Genomic DNA, 19381 nt, shown 5'->3' with positions numbered 1-19381 from the left:
TGATTATGTACAGGTTCCAATTCGGGATAACCGTTCCTATTCGGAACTACAACACCTTGCACAAAAAACATAAAACCATACCAATTCAGTAACTTACCGATTGGCACGCAAAGTGCAATCTTAAATCACGAGACTAGGGGAATTAAGTAAACCTTATCAATAGGATGCGCTGCAACGCATATGTGATGTCTCTAATATTTTCAATACCGATCTTTTGACTGAAACTGAAATAGAAGGGCATTCGAACTCCAGCAGCAGTCATTAATTACAGATTTGTATAACGAGAAGTTAACAGAAACCCATAAATAAAAACGTGTTTTAAATCGAATGTTAAACAAGAGGTGGTACTGAATGAACAAACTTTCCATGGCAATTGCTTTGAGCTTATTAAGCGCGAGCAGTTATGCGGCAAATTACACCAAAAATGTCGATGTGGTTGTAATTGGCTCCGGCGCCAGTGGTATGGCAGCCGCGGCTGCCGCCGAAGAAAAAGGTCTGACAACCGTACTGTTAGAGAAGCAAGCGAACATCGGTGGTTCGGCGCTCTATATCGAAGGTACTTTCGCCGTTGAAACTGAACAGCAAAAATCGATGTACATTGGCCTGACCAAAGACTGGGCTTATAAGAACCATATGGAATTCAACCATGGTTTTATCAACGGTCCCTTAATGCGCAAATGGATTAATCGTTCAGACGAGTCTATCAAATGGATGGAAGAGAAAGGCGTCACCTTCCATGACGTGCGCACCCTCTTCGAAGACGGTAACCGTACCTGGCACATCTTTAAAGATGGTAAAGGCGTCGAGTTCGTGCAGAAGATGGAGCAGTCTTTCACCAAGAACGGCGGTAAGATCTACACGGAAACACCGGCAACTGAGCTTGTCTATAAAGACGGAAAAGTGGTCGGTGTTATCGCCGAAGATGGCGAAGGCGATACCTATACCTTTAACGCTAAGGGCGGTGTCATCGTTGCTACTGGTGGCTTCATCAACAACCCTAAGATGTTAAAAAAATTCGGTATCCGCACCGACCACCTGATTGTAGGTCCTAAAAAGGGTCGTGATGGCGACAGTATCAAGTGGTGGGAAGAGACAGGCGCAAGACTGGAAGGTATGAAGACCCATCTGGCAATCGGCGCATGGTTATATGGCAAAGATCCAAACACTCAGCTAAGTCACCCGGAGCATACGACAGTCTATTCACAGATGGCCTCTCTATTACGCCAGCCATACATGTGGGTTGCTAAAGACGGTAAGCGTTTCATCGATGAAAGCCAGGCGCCACTATGGCACAACACAGGCCCTGCGGTAGAACGTGTGGGTAATGGCTACTTCGCCGTCTTCGATGACAACATGAGAGAGTACATGAAGACAGATGGTATCGACATCTCTCACAGTGACTGGGTGCGTGTTGGTCATAAGCTCGACTTGCTGGACGAGGGTATCGAAGTCGGCCAAAAAGAGGGTTGGTTAGTTAAATCAAACACCATCGAAGGTCTGGCTAAAAAGATGGGGATTGATGTAGCCACCTTTAAGCAAACAGTGGTTGACGCCAACCGTTATGCCATCAACGGTGTAGATGAAGAGTTCCCTAAAAACCGCAAGTACGTTCGTTCTATGGACAAGCCTCCTTACTTTGCCGTTAAAGGTCAAAACGCCACGCTAATCACCCTCGGTGGCCCAACCACCGACACCGATATGCAGGTTCTGCGTGAGAAAGATATGAAGCCTGTTGGCGGCCTATATGTTGTAGGTTGCGAAGTGGGCGGCGTATATGGTGATTCATATAACCTGACTCTTGAGGGTATGGCCAGCTCATTCGCCATCAACTCGGGTCGTTTCGCTGCCGAGCACATCGCACAGAAGATGAAGCTGTAGTCCCCCTTAACCGAGATCCGATTTTTTGGGTCTCGGTTTTTTTTATCCAATAAAGAATAGATGATTATGAAATATTTAGCCTCCATCGCTACCGCAGCCCTGTTAATGCTTGCTGTTAACGCTCCAAGTTATGCCGGCGAACTTTCCAAAGTACATGAAGACGCAGACATCACCTGTATGGATTGCCATGGAACAGATACCCCCACTCGCAGAGGTAAAACCTCGTTATGTAAAAACTGCCATGGAGAACTGGTTGAAGTTAAGGAGTTTCAGGTAGAGGAGAGAGTGGTAAACGTCCATAAATCCCCCCATGGCGAAGTGCGTTGTACCGCCTGCCATAAGACCCATGAACCCTCCGTCTTGTATTGCAACGATTGTCATCAGTATGAAGTCGAGCTGCCTTAGAAAGCATAAATAACAAAATCCCCAGATATTTATTGTTCCCTGCAGGACCGACGACATGGCTAAGCCATGCTGTCGGTCAGCCCTCGTCTCATCTTGATGAATGAGACCTGATCACCGGAACTTCTATAGAGTTACAAGAATGGCGCATCGCAATCATTTCCAGCTCCTCTTCGTGATCAACTTTATCGTTACCTTGGGTTTTGGGATCTGCGATACCTTCTTCTCTGTGTATGTGTTTGAACTGGGAGGAAGAGGCGCACTGTTGGCCCTACCGCTGATATCCTACTCAGTGGCAAAAGCAGTTTTCAGCCCTTTTATGGGGCGGTGTTCGGACACCTTCGGCCCCGAAAAGATAATGCTTGTCTCCCTCACTATCTACCTGCTGGTCTCAGTTTTATTCTTAGTCTCTACCAACCTGTTTATCCTTGCGATCTCACGCTTACTTCAGGGCGTTGCCTGCGCCATGTTCAGGCCGGTTATTGTTTCCTTGGTCAGCGAGTCTGCCATTAAAGAGAAACGCTCCTCGATTATGGGGACCTTCGATATCTCTTTCTATGCAGCCCTGTCCTTCGGGCCGATAGTGGGTGGTTACATGAAAGATCAACTGGGGTTCTCGGCCATATTCTCAGGGGTGACACTCCTCTGTATCTTAGCCATTTTGCTCTGCACTTGCTGCGTTCGAGATAGTTCGGCTCGTGTCGCCACCACGCACTCAAGCCGCAATAAACCGTCATCCCTCATTCAGCCCATCATCCGGAGCCGAAACTTAAGAGGATTACTGGCCTTTATCTTTGGACGAGCCAGCTGCATCTCTCTTACAGGCACATTTCTTCCTATTATTTTAACTGAAGAGCTTAAGTTAACCGGGACTCAAATAGGGATAGTGATGGCCTCAAGCTGTCTCACTATCACGCTCCTTCTGCGGCCTATGGGCATGCTTGCGGATAGGGTTTCTCACGCCATATTAATCATCCTTGGCGGCATATCTGTCTCAATAATCTATTTGATCATTCCCGCCACACTCACCTTCACCCAAATTATCTTCGCAACCACCCTCCTCGGCTTATTTAGCGCCCTGTCACAGCCCGCCTGCACCGCCATGCTGGTAGAAGAGGGAACGCATTACGGCACAGGCAACACGGTGGGGATATTCAATGGTGCAATGAACTTAGGTTTTATTTTCGGCCCCATTTTTGGCGCGTTTATCTTGAGTGGCTTCGGAATAGACGCCGTATTTTACTCGGCAGGGGTAATAGGCGCTTCAACGATATTGTTATTTGCCCTAATTACTCACCCCTCTCTGCTTTCGCCTGTCGACAGCAGATGCAAAAACTAATCCCCGATCTCGAACAAGCCTGGCACAACCTAGCCGGCATCCATCGACGTAGAGAGTGAGTCACAGAGCGCACCTTAATTACAGCACAGTATTGGAAACACCGTTTATTTACCGAACCCAGATTTACCGAATAAAGATAACCACAGCATGAGATAAACTAAGGAGAATACCATTGAATAATACAGAAGGAGCTCTGCTCCGCGTGGCTGGAGTAGCAGGCCTGCTCTTGAGTACCACTTCCGCCTTTGCTGCGACCTCAGGTTCCCATTACCCGATTGGTGGCGAGGGCGTAGCAGCCGGTACACCACCACCGCCGGGAATACACTACCGAATGTACAACACCTGGTACAACGCCGATGCTCTGACCAATGATAATGGCGATGACACGGGGCTGGATGTCGATATCAATGCCTACGTTCAGGTGCATAGGCTGGTACACGTCACCGAAAAGAAACTTTTCGGTGCCAACTGGGCCTATAACGTCATCGTTCCCATGATTAACAAAGAAACCTCGATCGCCGATTTCGGTGTCGATGACAGCACCTCCTTCGCCTTGGGGGATGTCGTTCTGGAGCCTCTGGCCCTGTTCTGGTTCCGTGATAACTATGAGGCGGCGCTTGGGTTATCAGTGATTGTCCCCACGGGTGACTATGACCCTGCAGACGCCGCATCGCCCGGTATGGGCTATTGGTCAGGCATGTTAACGCTTGGAGGAACCTACTACCTGGATTCAGACAAGTCCTGGAGTGTCAGTGGCCTAACCCGTACCCTGGTGCACTCGGAGCAGGACGATACCGATATTCGTCCGGGCGCAGAATTTATCATAGAGGGTGGCATAGGTAAGCAGTTCGCACTGGATGAACATTGGTTGCTTCGTCCGGGGTTGAGCTATTGTGCCAGCTGGCAGATCAGCGATGACAGCCGGGATGGCCACGGAACATTAGCCGGTGAACGTAAGACTGGCTATGGTATTGGCGGTGAGGTCAACGTTTTCTATCTGCCCTGGCTACTTCAGGGTAACCTGCGCTACGTGAATGAGTTTGGCACCAAAAATACCGCAAAAGGTTCATCATTTGTCTTCACCCTGACCAAGTCATTCTAAGAGTTAGCCTGACATCTATCACAATAACACCGGCACCACGCCGGTGTTTTTTCGATAGCACCTCAAGTCTTTGAGGTTCTGTTTGAGGGATTTGGGTAAGCATTTGCCAGCCTCTCGTTTCGAATATGGGGATTGCACGGTATTACAACGCTGTGATCTTCGGCCACTTTTCCGCTAATAAGCCATATTTTTTTTAGACCTTCTGCACAAAAGACTCATCACCAAAGAACTTATCCAAACAATAACCCTCACACAGATACAAGTCGTTACTAAATCAGAAAAATATGAGCTTTGTTGAATCTTTAACCTTAATGCTGGCACTGGCCTACAGTGCGAGCCTGCTGTATTGGAGCGGTAAAAAGTCGGGAGCGGTTGTCACCATCATCATTGCGGTCGGAGCCGGTATAAGCTCGTTATACTGGCCACTGCTCGTGGCGCTTGCCATCGCTGCTACCTCACTGACAATCTTCACCAAACTACGACCGGAGGCCGCCAAGGGTGAACTCAGGGCTAATTCTCTGCGTGATGGTATTCAACACCTGCTTGCCCTGTCTATGTTGTTAGTCGGCGTACAATTCGCCGCTAACACCGCCATGCTCAAGGCCGGAATAACCCCTTGGCTGGCAAGGCCCGATGTCGGCGATGCGTTTCTCCCCATCGCCGGGGGAATAGAGCTCAAGGCGATTATGACCTTAGGCTTATGGGATCAGACCCACCCGGCCGCCGCAGTCATGTTGGCCGTCGTACTGTTAACAGGCTTGCTCTGTAAACGCGCCTTCTGTGGTTGGGCGTGCCCCCTCGGTCTTGCGGGAGAATATCTGTATAAGCTGAGAAAGCGTTTCATCAAACAGGAGTTCATGCCACCAGCTTGGTTAGACTGGCCACTTAGAATGCTGAAATATCTGCTGTTAGCTGCGCTACTTTATATCATTATCGGCATGCCTTCGGCCTCAATCCCGCAATACTTAGCGGGCAACTATCATAAGATAGCCGACCTCAAGATGGCGCTGTTTTTTGTCACGCCGGGACTCATTACATTAATCTGTTTCGCATTCATCTTGGGATTATCGGCCTGGCGTCGTCAGGGGTTTTGTCGTTACATCTGCCCTTATGGCGCCCTGCTTGGCATCATCAGTTTTCTCAGTCCATTTAAGATCCGCAGAAGCACTCAGCATTGCCTAATCGAAACCAAAGGGATGAACTGTGATAAATGCACCCGCGCCTGCCCGGCTAACATATCTGTTCACACCCAGAAAAACATTCGCTCCGATGAATGCCAAGCCTGTATGCGCTGCGTCTCCGCCTGCCCTAAGAGGGAAGCATTGCATTTCAGTACCCGCAATGGGATTAAGCTATCCGCAAGGGGATTAACCATCATGCTGTTACTCATTATGTTCATAATCCCATTAGGTGCCTATGTCGGCGACTTCTGGCACAGCCAAACCTTGGATCAGGATCGTATCTATCTGATACAGCATTTGAAGTCGATAGGGCATTAAAAATCAGCTTATAGGTCCTAGAACCTAGATTCCAGGACCCTCGCACCTTATGTGCAGATACTTATATGTACACAAGCTTGCTGCAAGCAATAGACATCAATGGAAGTCATGCTATTCGATATATAGCAAAGTACTCAATCTGCTCAATGAAACCAGCCTACAAAGTTACTTAAAACTTGTTAACCGACAAGTATCCCAATCTGCAGATAACAAAAAGCCCTGAACATTTTCATGTTCAGGGCTTTTTAAAGCTTAACGCTTACAGCTTAAAACTCGCAGCTACTATCTCGTAACGGCTATCTCAAAGCTAGCGCTTAAGCGTCTTTAGCCGCACGGTTATGACGCTTACGCTCGTTTTCAGTCAAGTAACGCTTACGAACACGAATGTTCAGCGGCGTTACTTCTACTAGCTCGTCATCATCGATGAACTCAAGCGCTTGCTCAAGTGTCATTTCGATATGTGGAGTCAGTACCTGTGCTTCATCGGTACCCGATGCACGCATGTTGGTAAGCTGCTTACCTTTCAAACAGTTAACTGTAAGATCGTTAGCGCGAGCGTGTAGACCAACAACTTGACCTTCATAAACTTCTGCAGCATGTGTAATAAACAGACGACCACGTTCCTGAAGGTTAAACAATGCGAATGTCAGTGCTTTACCTGTTGCGTTAGAGATCAATACGCCACGTGCACGCTGACCGATATCACCGCCTTTCACTGGACCGTAATGGTCGAATGAATGGTAGATAAGACCTGTACCAGAAGTCGCTGTCATGAACTCAGTTTGGAAACCAATCAAGCCACGGCTAGGGATAACGAAGTCGATACGAACACGACCCTTACCATCTAGCTGCATGTCTCTCATGTCACCCTTACGGATACCAAGCTTCTCGATAACAGTACCTTGATGATCTTCTTCAACATCAACGGTTAGCGTTTCGAACGGCTCACACATCTCGCCATCAATCTCTTTAACGATAACTTCTGGACGAGAAACGGCTAGCTCGTAACCTTCACGACGCATGTTTTCGATAAGGATAGATAGGTGAAGTTCGCCACGACCCGATACGCGGAAACGATCCGGGCTATCAGTCTCTTCAACGCGTAGTGCAACGTTGTGAACCAATTCCTGCTCAAGACGCTCAAGGATGTTACGTGAAGTCACGTACTTACCTTCTTTACCAGCGAATGGAGAGGTGTTGACCTGGAAGGTCATGGTTAGTGTTGGCTCATCAACAGACAATGGAGGTAGTGCTTCTACTGTAGTAGGTGCACAGACAGTGTCTGAAATTTGTAGCTGACCAAGACCTGTAATTGCAACGATGTCACCAGCATTTGCTTCTGCAACTTCGTTACGATCAAGACCCATGTAACCTAATACCTGGCCCATTTTACCGTTGCGTTTCTTGCCATCAGCGCCAATAATAGTGACCTGCTGGTTAGTTTTAACGCTACCACGCTTGATACGACCGATACCGATAACACCCACGTATGAGTTGTAGTCGATTTGAGAGATCTGCATCTGGAAATCACCTTCAGCATCAGCGTCAGGAGATGAAACTTTCTCAACGATAGTTTCAAACAGAGGAGTCATGTCACCCTCTGATACTTCAGGATCAAGAGAAGCGAAACCGTTTAATGCAGAAGCATAAACGATTGGGAAATCTAGCTGCTCATCGGTAGCGCCTAAGTTGTCGAAAAGATCGAATACTTGATCGATAACCCAATCAGGACGAGCGCCTGGACGGTCAATCTTGTTGATAACAACAATAGGCTTAAGGCCTTGAGCAAATGCTTTCTTAGTTACGAAGCGAGTTTGCGGCATAGGGCCGTCAACCGCATCAACAAGAAGCAGTACTGAATCAACCATAGAGAGAACACGCTCAACTTCACCACCGAAATCGGCGTGACCAGGTGTATCCACGATGTTGATGCGGTAATCATTCCACTTGATGGCCGTATTCTTTGCCAGAATCGTGATTCCACGCTCCTTTTCAAGATCGTTCGAATCCATCACCCGCTCAGTGGCTTCTCCTCGAGTTTCAAGGGTTCCAGACTGCGCCAGCATCTTGTCTACCAGGGTAGTTTTACCATGGTCAACGTGTGCAATAATGGCGATGTTACGTAAATTCTCTAACACAGATAAACCTCTTACCATCAAAATATAGGGGGTATTTGTAACAGCTTTAATAATAGCTGTTGCAATAAAAAACGTGCCATTCTACTCTAGCCGAGGGCTCTCGCACAGGATTATTTTTTAGTCAGCTATGAATAATCCCTATTAGACACATTCGCACCAGCTTGGTGAGCGCACCAACATCGAACACTTGGCGCACCAACTTAGTGCAACCGTCTATTGCCGTTCATTGCCCACCAGCTCAGTTCCCATATAAATCATAGGCTTAAATAATTGGCATGACTCTAGCTTTATAATAAAGACAGAAGCCAAACTCATATTTGAGCGCTAAAGAATTTAAATATAAAAAGGGCAACCCCTTTACCCTACTCGGAGACTTAGAATGTCAGCTGAATCAGTTTTACAACAACTCGAAGAATTAGAAGTTAAGTTTGTTGATTTGCGTTTTACCGATACGATAGGTAAAGAGCAACACGTTTCCATCCCAAGCCATCAGGTTGATGCTGACTTTTTCGAAGACGGCAAGATGTTTGACGGTTCTTCAATATCAGGTTGGAAAGGCATTAACGAATCAGACATGGTATTGATGCCTGATGCAGCAAGTTTCGTACTTGATCCTTTCACAGCTGAAACCACCGCGAACATTCGTTGTGACATTTTAAACCCTGGCACATTGACAGGTTACAACCGTGACCCTCGTTCGATTGCGAAAAAAGCCGAAGAGTACTTACGCTCTACAGGTATTGCAGACACTGTATTGATTGGTCCAGAGCCAGAGTTCTTCCTATTCGACGACGTTAAATACGGCGCCGACATGTCAGGTTGTTTCTACAAGGTAGATGCAGAAGAAGCTTCTTGGAACTCAGGCACTCATTACGATGAAGGCAACACGGGTCATCGTCCCGGCGTCAAAGGTGGTTACTTCCCTGTCGCTCCTGTTGACTCTTCACAAGACCTACGTTCTGCAATGTGTCTCGTTCTGGAAGAGATGGGTCAGGTTGTTGAAGCGCATCACCACGAAGTGGCGACTGCCGGTCAAAACGAAATTGCGACTCGCTTTAATACGCTTACGCTAAAGGCCGATGAAGTTCAGGTACTTAAGTATGTTATCCATAATGTTGCTCACGCTTACGGTAAGACAGCGACCTTTATGCCTAAGCCGATCGTTGGTGATAACGGTAGCGGCATGCACGTTCACCAATCTCTGGCGAAAGACGGTGTGAACCTATTTGCCGGTGACAAGTACGGCGGATTGAGCGAGATGGCCCTGTTCTACATTGGTGGTATTATCAAGCATGCGCGTGCAATCAACGCTTTTGCTAACCCATCAACTAACTCATACAAGCGTCTTATCCCACATTTTGAAGCGCCGGTAATGCTTGCATATTCTGCCGCAAACCGTTCAGCTTCAATCCGTATCCCAATGGTACCAAGTGCGAAAGGACGTCGTATCGAGCTTAGATTCGGTGATCCAATGGCTAACCCATACCTGGCATTCTCTGCAATGCTAATGGCTGGCCTTGACGGTATTCAAAACAAGATCCACCCAGGTGAAGCGATGGATAAAGATCTTTATGATCTACCTCCTGAAGAAGCTGCGGAGATCCCAACAGTTGCAACGTCACTGGAAAATGCACTCGAGTGTCTGGATGCTGACCGTGAGTTCCTGACTCGTGGCGAAGTATTCTGTAATGACTTCATCGATTCTTATATCGCACTTAAGTCTGCCGATGTTGAGCGCGTAAACCAAACGACTCACCCAGTTGAATTTGAGCTTTATTACAGCTTGTAATATGCAGCAGATTCGAATGTAACATCGATATAGCTCTGGATATTTCCGGGGCTTTTTTATTGCCATTCCCCAACTCATTCCCCTCATCCTACGGCCGCTTAAGCCTCAGAAAATCATATTGGTTATTTTTTGGCGATATCGAATTCGCTCTACTAACCTAATAACTACATTAAATTTTATTGTAGATCATGACCATGATAAAATACTTGGCCAGCCTTCTTATTACCCTCATGCTAACAGCTTGCGGTGGCGAGAAACCTCAACCGCAAATAACCATCGCGATTAACCCATGGCCAGGCTATGAATTGCTCTATTTAGCCGAAAAGAAAGGCTTCTTCGAAAAAGTAGGCATCAATATAAAACTGGTACAAACCGCCACCTTATCGGACGCTCAACGGGCCTACATCAATGGGCGAGTCGATGGTTTTACCAGTACCATAGTGGAAGCCGTTCAGGCGCAGGAGTTTGGAGGAGAACCATTAACCATTGCACTACTCGCCGACTATTCAAACGGTGGCGATGTGATTTTAGGGAGTGAGTCGTTTCAATCCATTACCGATTTAAAGGGTAAGAAAGTAGGTTGTGAGGTCAGCTCTCTCGGGATCTACATCTTGGCAAGAGCGTTAGCGGTATCGGACATGTCGCTCGATGATGTTCAAATTGTGAATATGGAACAGGGAAATGCCCATCAAGCGTTAGCCTATGGACAGATAGACGCCATGGTTACCTACCCTCCCTACTCTTTCGATATTCTAAATGACAAGAAGCTCGCAAGCCATCGGATATTCACGACAGCTGAGATCCCCAACGAAATTCTCGATACTGTATCTCTATCGAAAGGGGTCATTGCCCGAAATCCAAAGTTAACCTCTCAACTGCAACAAGCTTGGCAACTGGCAATGGATTATCTGGAACAGCATCCGGAAGAGGCCGTAAAGCACATGGCTGAACGGGAACAGATCTCAGAAATCGAATTTAACCAGGCGCTCAGCGATATTCACCTGTTATCCAGCATGGAACAAAAGCAACTACTCAAAGATAAAGAGAAGCTTACTAAGCTTTCAAAGTCGGTTTGCAACACGCTCAATCAAGTTGGTGCCTTTAATAGCTCCTGTCTACATGTTGAATCTCTGTTTCACTCAGGCATTTAGAGTATATGGCACCGAGCAGCTATCGACATAGCATAGGGTTCAGGCTCAATCTCAGCACGCTGATCATAGGATTTATTATCTGCGTGATCTTGAGTGGTTACTTTATTCAGGAGACACGGGAACGACTTAAAGTTCAAGCCCATCATGAATTAACCCAAATAACGGACTCATTAAAGCTTGCCCTTGAAACGAACTCACAGACCAGCAATATGATCAGAGTGGTTGGGGTGTTATCCACCTACCCAAACATCACACGCCTTACCGTCATCAAGGCCTCAGATCTCAGCATTAGCGCCGATAGCTTAGTACAAAACAATGGTAAAAGAGCCAATCTGGTATTTTCCAATACCATTATGAAGCTCATCAATAATCCCGCTAAGAGTAGTCAAAGAGATCAGGGGATCTTGATAGATAACAGCCTACATCAGTCTGTAAAAATCCACCTGGTAGATCCCCAAGCAAACCGGTTAAAGCCCTACATTATCTACCTCGAATATAACAAGCAAGCGCTCGAAAGAATCTTACAGCAAGCCAGAAATCACTTAATGTTGATCGTGATTGGCGGGTTAATTTTACTCTTGTTGATTAATATTTTTATTCAACGAGTCGTCGTGTTAAAGCCGCTTTCAAAGATGACGCAACAGCTACTGAATCAAGATAACAGCGAGCAAATTCCCGAACCTCTGCAAGTGTCTACTAATGATGAATTTAGCATTCTGGCAAATAGTTATAATGGTTCAATCCATAAACAACTACTGCAAAAAGCTGAGGTCGAAAAATCACACAGATATATCAAGAACATGGCTAGCGCGCTTCCGGTGCATTTACTGTATGTAGATATCGACAAAAAAATTCAGTTTATCAATCAATATAGTCTGCAGTGGTTAGCCAAACCGATGGAGGAGGTGTTAACGCAAACTTGCCGACAGGTACTCCCCAGTCAATTATTCAGTTTAATCGAGCGGCCCATTGAAACTGCGTTACAAGGTGATTCAATCACCTTAGACGCTGAGTTTTTTCACAAAAATATGAGTCTGTTTTTTCATATCACCCATATACCGGATATCGATAACGAAGGGAGAATAAAAGGAATATTTATCTGTATTGAGGATAGAACTCAGACAAGAGATAACGAAAAGAAGATTGAGAAATATGCCCACCAGCTTGAGATGAACAACCTGGCTTTAGATGATGCCCGTGAAACCGCAGAAGCGGCTGCACAGTCTAAATCGGAGTTTCTCGCCTGTATGAGTCATGAGATCCGCACACCGATGAATGGGGTTTTAGGTATGCTCACCCTGTTAGAGCGTACAGCCCTGGATCAAAGTCAACGTAATCACTTAGATACCGCCCAAGGCAGCGCAAGAAACCTGCTAGGCTTAATCAACGATATTCTTGATTTTTCAAAGATTGAATCTGGAAAATTTCCCATAGAGTCCGTTAATTTTAGCTTGACCAATCTACTCAATGAAACTATTCGCCCTCTAGCCATTCGCGCACAAGAGAAAGGCATTGAGCTTGTTAGCGACATCACCGACATAACGTCACAGAGCTTTAAAGGCGATCCTACTCGCATCTCTCAAGTACTGACAAACCTGATTGGAAATGCGATTAAATTTACCGAGAAAGGCAGTATCACTGTTTATGTGAAACAGAATGACGATATCGAACCGCGACTCAACTTCTCAGTTGAAGATACCGGTATTGGTTTGGCATCGAATCAGCTTGAAAAGCTGTTCCAACCTTTCACTCAGGCCGATAGCTCGACGACTCGTCACTTTGGCGGAACTGGTCTGGGACTCTCGATAGCTAAACGTCTTACTGAGCTCATGGGGGGGAGTATTTCAGTGGTAAGTACTGAAGGTAAAGGCAGTAAATTTAGTTTCAACGTTCGAGTCGAAATCGCGAGCAAAGATGATCTGTATGCCACAGACCTGAACTCCCTACCCATCCTTTTCTTTAGCCGAGGAACGCGAGCCGATCAAGTTCTGGGAAAAACGCTCAACTTATTAAATGCCAGCCTTAAGGTCGTCAAGGCGGCTCGATTGGCAAATTTTAAACCGGCAAGTATTTCGGATACATATCGACCCAAACTCACCATTATTCACCTCCCCGCAGGACAAGAGGCCATCGAAACCGAACTTGCGAAACTGGCGAGCAATACAGATTTACCCGATACACCAATCCTACTTTTCATTGCAGCCATCGATGAATCAATCATGACTCAATACCTCAATGAACAAATTTTCACTTACCTCTGTAACCCATTGCATTTAGAGCAACTATTGATAGCGTTAAAGCAGATAGACCAAACTGCCCCTCACCTTGTTCAACGGCTTGCTCCGCAAACTCAAAGAGACTGGGATCTGAAAAGCTATTTTGAAGATAGGCTTCCCAAGCTGCTCCTTGTTGAAGACAACAAAACCAACCAAATGGTGGCTCAAGGGATCATTGCCGAATTCGGCCTGGAGATAGACATTGCATCAGATGGGGAGCAGGCCATTGAGATACTCAAAGACTCGATAACCTCACCATATCAATTAATTTTTATGGACTGCCAAATGCCGCGTTTAGACGGCTATCAAACGACTCAGATGATCAGGGCCGGTTATACGGGTCATCAATACAAACATATTCCCATCATAGCTATGACGGCGAATGCGATGGTGGGTGACCGGGAGCGATGTCTGCAAGCTGGGATGAATGACTACATATCTAAACCACTAGACCCCGATGATATTAAGCAAGCTTTGTTAAGTACGCTAGCTGGCCATGATACAGAAAGCGAGATGAGGAACTGACTCTGGGCAGACTATAATGATTATTGAACAACTTGGCCTTCTCTACTCGTGCTATAGCTTAGTTATCTGGATAAAACATGCGGAATAAGCTTCAGCCATACAGAACATCAATCATTTTATTATCGGCGCTCTTCATTGGTGGCGGTATGGGAATCGTCTTTCCTGAGCTTGCATTAACGCTTAAACCTATAGGGCAAATTTTCCTTAATCTGCTCTTTATGATCATTGTCCCCTTAGTCGCAATCAGCGTTACTTCTTCTATAGCGCGTATGAAAGATCTCAATAAGCTGGGGGCCATTCTTGTTAGCATATTACTGATATCTGTGATTATGGCTATTATCCCTGCTATCGGAATTCTCGGCTTAGCCATGCTGTTCGATCCCGCACAGGGAGTTTCATTAGATCTCAACCAAAGTCTTCAAACATCTGTTGGCGACATTGATTTTGTAGACTTATTAACTACCAGCGACTTTGCAGGCTTGTTGTCCAAGTCGAATATACTCGCTCTGATTATTATGTCAGTGCTGTCAGGGATCGCCATTGGGCGCTCGGGGGAGGATGGTAAAAAAATATCGTCATTATTAGACAGTCTCAATACTGTTATCATGAAGCTCGTTGCGATCATTATGCTTGCTGCCCCCATAGGCCTGGGTGCCTATTTCGCCTCCACCATGGCCAGTCAAGATCCGGAGCTGATTTTAACTTTTGCCCGTACCATTGGACTCTTCTTTATTGCCTCGCTTATCTACCTGACCTTGGGATCCACATTGTATGCCTGGGTAGGTGGGGGGAAACAAGGAATTAAGGTGTTTTGGAAACATGCTATCGCTCCGGCAGCGACAGCACTGGGCACGAGTTCCTCTTTAGCCACGCTACCAGTGAACCTTCGCGCTGCAGTTAAAATGGGGATTCAGGAAGAGGTTGCCGACATCTGCCTCCCATTGCTGGTGAACCTTAATAAAGGCGGAGCATCTATGATCACCGCCCTCAAGATTATTTTCATTTATTCACTGTTGGGATTAGCATTTACACCTGAAGTCTTTGTTATCACCATTCTTATTTCATTGTTATCTGCATTTATCATAGGTGGCATTCCCGGAGGGGCATTTTTAGGAGAGATCTTCATTGTCACAACCTTAGGCCTTCCTTTTGAAACCATTCCAATTCTAGTCGTGATAGGGACTGTAACCGATGCTCTCTCCACAGTGATCAATGTGATACACGATCTTAATGCGACTCAAATAATCGAGCGAATAAACAGATGGGCTCCACAATAGATTAGCATCAGCTAAACTACTGATTCCCAAAGACAATAATGAATAAAAAATAGACACAAAGAGAAATCTCGACTAGGATTCTTGTGATACAGGTCACATTAATTGATAAGAAGGAATCTGCATGAACAATAAAATCAAAGCAACCTTAGTCTCATTGTCTCTACTCTTCACATCCACAAGCTACGCTGCCATGTCTGATATTGCTGTCTGCAATGACTGTTCGGCTCAGGAAGTTAAAACACTTATTGATAATGAAACATCTGCAAATATTTATGTGGTGGACTTCGTAAACCGCACTGCACAAAAATTTACCTCAGGCGATGAAAATGGCTCTCAGCCAATTGCAATAGCGATGTCAATTAGTGAGCTTAACACCATTAATCAACGCTACGAGTACCGTAAAACACATTTGCGCGCCCTTAACCCAAGTTCAAAATAATTCTCATCCCCTCCGGAGGTAAGGCCTTCGATATGTCGAAGGCCTTACCTTAAATTTCTATCTTCAAGACATCCACACCAAACAGACCTTCTGCTCCAGATATTTTATCTTAAGATAAAAACACTAGACGACCGGTCTATTCTTTATTATTCTAGTCATATGAAAACAGACACTCAACTGACACGCCAGCATATTATCGACTCTGGCTATACGCTCATTTCCAGCAAGGGCTTCTCAAATGTTGGCCTGTCGCAGATCTTAAAGTTTGCCGACGTCCCGAAAGGCTCTTTTTACCACTACTTCAAGTCAAAGGAGCAGTTCGGTGAAGAGATCATTAATAGCTATTTTAAGACTTACCTAAGCGCAATTGATGAACTTTTCGCCCCAGAGAAAGGCTCAGGCTTGGAGCGCCTGATGGAATATTGGTTACGCTGGCAAGCAACTCAAAGCGATACTTGTATCGATCAAAAATGCCTCGTAGTGAAATTAAGTGCCGAAGTTGCCGATCTGTCTGAGCCTATGCGTTTAGCATTAAAAACAGGCTCTACAGGTGTTATCAGTCGTATAGCAAACTGCATTGAAGCAGGTATTGATGACGGTTCAATTCCTGAAATGCATGGGTTTAATACCGCTGAAATGCTCTACCAGATGTGGCTAGGTGCCAGCTTGATGAATAAGCTAAGCCGCGATCCAAAAGTGATTGAACGTGTACTAGAGGCTACTCGAAAGCAACTTGGTCTAACCGTTTCAACGGCAAATTAACCAACAATATCTATCTCCCCGCCTATGATTAAGGCGGGTATTTTTTAATGAAGCACTAGACGACTGGTCTACTAACCTCAGCAGATAAGACTGGTCGCAAAGATAGGAAGAATTATGTACAGCTTTGACTATTACAACCCAACACATATCAGCTTTGGTGAAGGCAAGATTGCCGAACTGGATAAACTGGTCCCAAGCAAGGCTAAGGTACTTGTCCTTTTCGGCGGTAATAGCGCGAAACGCACGGGTACTTTAGATGAAGTAAAAACAGCATTAGGCCAGCGAGATATCGTTGAGTTTGGCGGCATAGAAGCCAACCCCACCTACGAAACCTTGATGCAAGCCGTCGCCGTAATTAAAGAAGAGAAGATTGATTTTCTTCTGGCTGTCGGTGGTGGGTCTGTAATTGACGGGACTAAATTCGTTGCCGCTGCAGCGCTGTTTGAGGGTGAGCCTTGGGATATCCTGCTAAGTTGGGGGGCTAAGGTAACAGAGGCGATGCCATTTGGTACGGTGCTCACTCTGCCAGCAACAGGTTCAGAGATGAACAGTGCCAGCGTCGTCACTCGAAAAGAATTTCAAGCCAAGCTCTCTTTCATGAGCGACCACGTATTTCCACAATTCTCAGTACTGGACCCCAGTAAAACCTTCACGCTGCCCGAGCGTCAGGTTGCTAACGGCGTTGTCGATGCCTTCATCCACATTACCGAGCAGTACTTAACTTACCCGGTTAATGCGCCCGTGCAGGACAGATTCGCCGAAGGTTTACTACAGACCCTAATCGAACTGGGTCCAAAGGCACTGAGTCAGCCTGATGACTTCGATGTCAGAGCCAACCTAATGTGGGTGGCCACTATGGCACTGAGCGGTGTCATTGGTAAAGGTATCCCCCACGACTGGGCAACTCATATGATTGGCCATGAGTTAACCGCACTATACGACATAGATCACGCTCGTACTATCGCAATGATCTTGCCGGGAATGCTTGATTGCCGACGTGATAGCAAACAGGAAAAGCTACTGCAATATGGCGAGCGGGTTTGGGGAATCAGCCAGGGAACGATTGATGAAAGAATCGATGCAGCTATTACCAAAACCCGTGAGTTCTTCGAAGCTATGGGGATCAAAACCCGCCTTTCTGACTACGATCTGACGGCAGCAAGTATTGACGAAATCATGACTAAACTTGAAAAGCATGGCATGACAGCACTCGGTGAGAAACAAGATGTCGATTTAGCCATGAGTCGCAAAATTCTAGAACGTAACTTATAAACTATGACAAGTTGCAGGTCAGTCATAACGATCGCCTGCAGGCTAAAACCTTACAGAAGATACGAGTAAACGGGATAATAAAATGAACATATTGATGGTACTGACTTCTCACGACAAGCTTGGCGATACAGGATTAAAAACAGGTTTTTGGTTAGAGGAATTTGCGAGTCCTTACTACCGTTTTAAAGACAAGAACTTCAACATCACTTTAGCATCGCCAGCCGGCGGACAGCCGCCACTGGATCCAACCAGTGAGCAAGCAGACTTTCAAACTGCAGCAACAGACCGCTTCAATCAAGACAGTGAAACCCAACAGCAGTTAGCTACCACTCTTACTCTGGCCAGCATTAAGGCCGAAGATTATGATGCCATCTTCTATCCTGGCGGCCACGGTCCACTGTGGGACCTGACCAACGACGCTCACTCAATTGCATTGATCCAAGCCTTTTATCAGGCGAATAAGCCTGTCGGTCTGGTCTGTCATGCTCCGGGGGCTCTTAAAAATGTAAAATCAGCCGATGGCACGCCATTGGTACAAGGTAAGCGTGTTACTGGTTTTACCAACACCGAAGAGGCTGCCGTTCAATTAACGGATGTCGTACCATTTTTAGTCGAAGAGATGATGCAAGAAAACGGCGCTTTGTATAGTAAGGGCGATGACTGGGCAAGTTACCTTGCTGTTGATGGAAATCTGGTGACTGGGCAAAATCCTGCGTCATCTGAAGTAGTTGCTGACGAGATGATTAAACAGCTAGGTTAACTCTGATTCTTTCGCCCTTCACTACGGTGCGCCAGATGGCGCACCGTCTTATGCTTTATCAGGCAAAGGAAAGTACATGATCACCCTAAACCATCTTAATTAATCTATCTATAATCCAGATAAGCGTATTTTCTCCATGATTTTTAGCCGAATAAAAGCTAATCTTGAAAGGCTTACCTATGTGTAACAAAGGAACTTTTATGCGTTTAGCTCTTATTTTCAGTCTTTTGCTTTTTACAGTGATCTCCCATGCGGCTGTTTATAAATGGGTCGACAAAGATGGCAAGATCCACTATTCAGATAAGCCAATACAGAATTCAGAAGTCGTCGAATTTAAAAGTAACACTCAAAACCAGATCACAATCCAGGCTCCCAAAAATTCAGCTTCTGATACAGAAGAGCAAACAGTACCTTCTACTCAGTATAAAATGAGTATTCTAACGCCAAAAGAAGATGAAACCATTCGAGATAATAATGGCGATATCACCATAATGGCGACAATAACACCCGATCTGAAACCCAAGCATCTACTCGTCATTTTGATGGACGACAAGGTGATTGGCCCCGCGCAAGAAAACCCTATCTTTAGTCTTAAAAATATTGACCGTGGCGAACACTCTTTCGTCATTAAAGCGGTAGCCCAAAATGGCAAACAACTTGCAACGACTTCACCAAGGAAGATCTTTCTCCACCGAGCCATAATAAACAGTAAGGCAAAAGTCACTCCTTTTAATTAGATAAGTTGAATAACACTATAAAATTAAATAGTTAA

General features: G+C 45.8%; 15 protein-coding genes. 14 read left to right on the top strand and 1 reads right to left on the bottom strand.

The annotated features are described in order from the left end of the window. The first annotated feature begins 351 nt into the window (after positions 1–351). The 5 genes from SSED_RS01545 to SSED_RS01525 all read left to right on the top strand — a co-directional run bounded on the left by SSED_RS01545 (position 352) and on the right by SSED_RS01525 (position 6220). Positions 352–1878, top strand: a complete 1527-nt coding sequence (locus tag SSED_RS01545; protein ID WP_012004437.1) for an FAD-dependent oxidoreductase — start codon at positions 352–354, stop codon at positions 1876–1878. A 66-nt stretch (positions 1879–1944) separates the two neighbouring features. Next, entirely contained in the window at positions 1945–2283 is a 339-nt protein-coding gene (locus tag SSED_RS01540) for a cytochrome c3 family protein (protein ID WP_012004436.1), read from the top strand. A gap of 139 nt (positions 2284–2422) precedes the next feature. Then, entirely contained in the window at positions 2423–3619 is a 1197-nt protein-coding gene (locus tag SSED_RS01535; RefSeq protein ID WP_150104300.1) for an MFS transporter, read from the top strand. Positions 3620–3791: 172 nt separating this feature from the next. Next, a complete protein-coding gene (locus SSED_RS01530) occupies positions 3792–4721 on the top strand; it encodes a SphA family protein (RefSeq protein ID WP_223295941.1) in 930 nt (309 codons plus the stop codon). Between the two features lie 284 nt (positions 4722–5005). Continuing rightward, positions 5006–6220, top strand: a complete 1215-nt coding sequence (locus tag SSED_RS01525; RefSeq protein WP_012004433.1) for a 4Fe-4S binding protein — start codon at positions 5006–5008, stop codon at positions 6218–6220. Between the two features lie 314 nt (positions 6221–6534). Here the strand turns inward: SSED_RS01525 and typA are convergent, their stop codons facing one another. Beyond that, positions 6535–8358, bottom strand: a complete 1824-nt coding sequence (gene typA / locus SSED_RS01520) for a translational GTPase TypA (RefSeq protein ID WP_012004432.1) — start codon at positions 8356–8358, stop codon at positions 6535–6537. A gap of 379 nt (positions 8359–8737) precedes the next feature. On the opposite strand from typA, the gene glnA reads away from it, so the two are divergent. The 9 genes from glnA to SSED_RS01475 all read left to right on the top strand — a co-directional run bounded on the left by glnA (position 8738) and on the right by SSED_RS01475 (position 19346). Then, entirely contained in the window at positions 8738–10147 is a 1410-nt protein-coding gene (gene glnA / locus SSED_RS01515) for a glutamate--ammonia ligase (RefSeq protein WP_012004431.1), read from the top strand. A gap of 194 nt (positions 10148–10341) precedes the next feature. Then, positions 10342–11298, top strand: a complete 957-nt coding sequence (locus SSED_RS01510; protein ID WP_041421487.1) for an ABC transporter substrate-binding protein — start codon at positions 10342–10344, stop codon at positions 11296–11298. A 5-nt stretch (positions 11299–11303) separates the two neighbouring features. Continuing rightward, entirely contained in the window at positions 11304–14099 is a 2796-nt protein-coding gene (locus SSED_RS01505) for an ATP-binding protein (protein ID WP_012004429.1), read from the top strand. Positions 14100–14176: 77 nt separating this feature from the next. Further along, positions 14177–15376 carry a dicarboxylate/amino acid:cation symporter gene (locus SSED_RS01500; protein ID WP_012004428.1) on the top strand — a complete coding sequence of 400 codons (1200 nt, stop codon included), beginning with the start codon at positions 14177–14179 and terminating at the stop codon, positions 15374–15376. Positions 15377–15497: 121 nt separating this feature from the next. Further along, on the top strand, positions 15498–15815 hold the full coding sequence (locus SSED_RS01495; RefSeq protein WP_012004427.1) for a hypothetical protein: 318 nt from the start codon (positions 15498–15500) through the stop codon (positions 15813–15815). A 159-nt stretch (positions 15816–15974) separates the two neighbouring features. After that, positions 15975–16577, top strand: coding sequence for a TetR/AcrR family transcriptional regulator (locus SSED_RS01490; RefSeq protein ID WP_012004426.1), 603 nt, complete (start codon positions 15975–15977; stop codon positions 16575–16577). Between the two features lie 114 nt (positions 16578–16691). Next, positions 16692–17849, top strand: coding sequence for an iron-containing alcohol dehydrogenase (locus SSED_RS01485; protein WP_012004425.1), 1158 nt, complete (start codon positions 16692–16694; stop codon positions 17847–17849). 82 nt (positions 17850–17931) lie between these two features. Further along, positions 17932–18609 carry a type 1 glutamine amidotransferase domain-containing protein gene (locus SSED_RS01480; protein WP_012004424.1) on the top strand — a complete coding sequence of 226 codons (678 nt, stop codon included), beginning with the start codon at positions 17932–17934 and terminating at the stop codon, positions 18607–18609. Between the two features lie 200 nt (positions 18610–18809). Continuing rightward, the gene (locus SSED_RS01475; protein ID WP_012004423.1) at positions 18810–19346 is read left to right on the top strand and encodes a DUF4124 domain-containing protein; all 537 of its coding nucleotides are present in this window, start codon (positions 18810–18812) and stop codon (positions 19344–19346) included. The last annotated feature ends 35 nt before the right edge of the window (positions 19347–19381 follow it).

Origin of the sequence: Shewanella sediminis HAW-EB3 (assembly GCF_000018025.1) — a bacterium.
GTDB lineage: Bacteria > Pseudomonadota > Gammaproteobacteria > Enterobacterales > Shewanellaceae > Shewanella > Shewanella sediminis.
The sequence above is the reverse complement of the archived record's forward strand: the minus strand, read 5'-3'. Positions and strand labels throughout refer to the sequence as shown.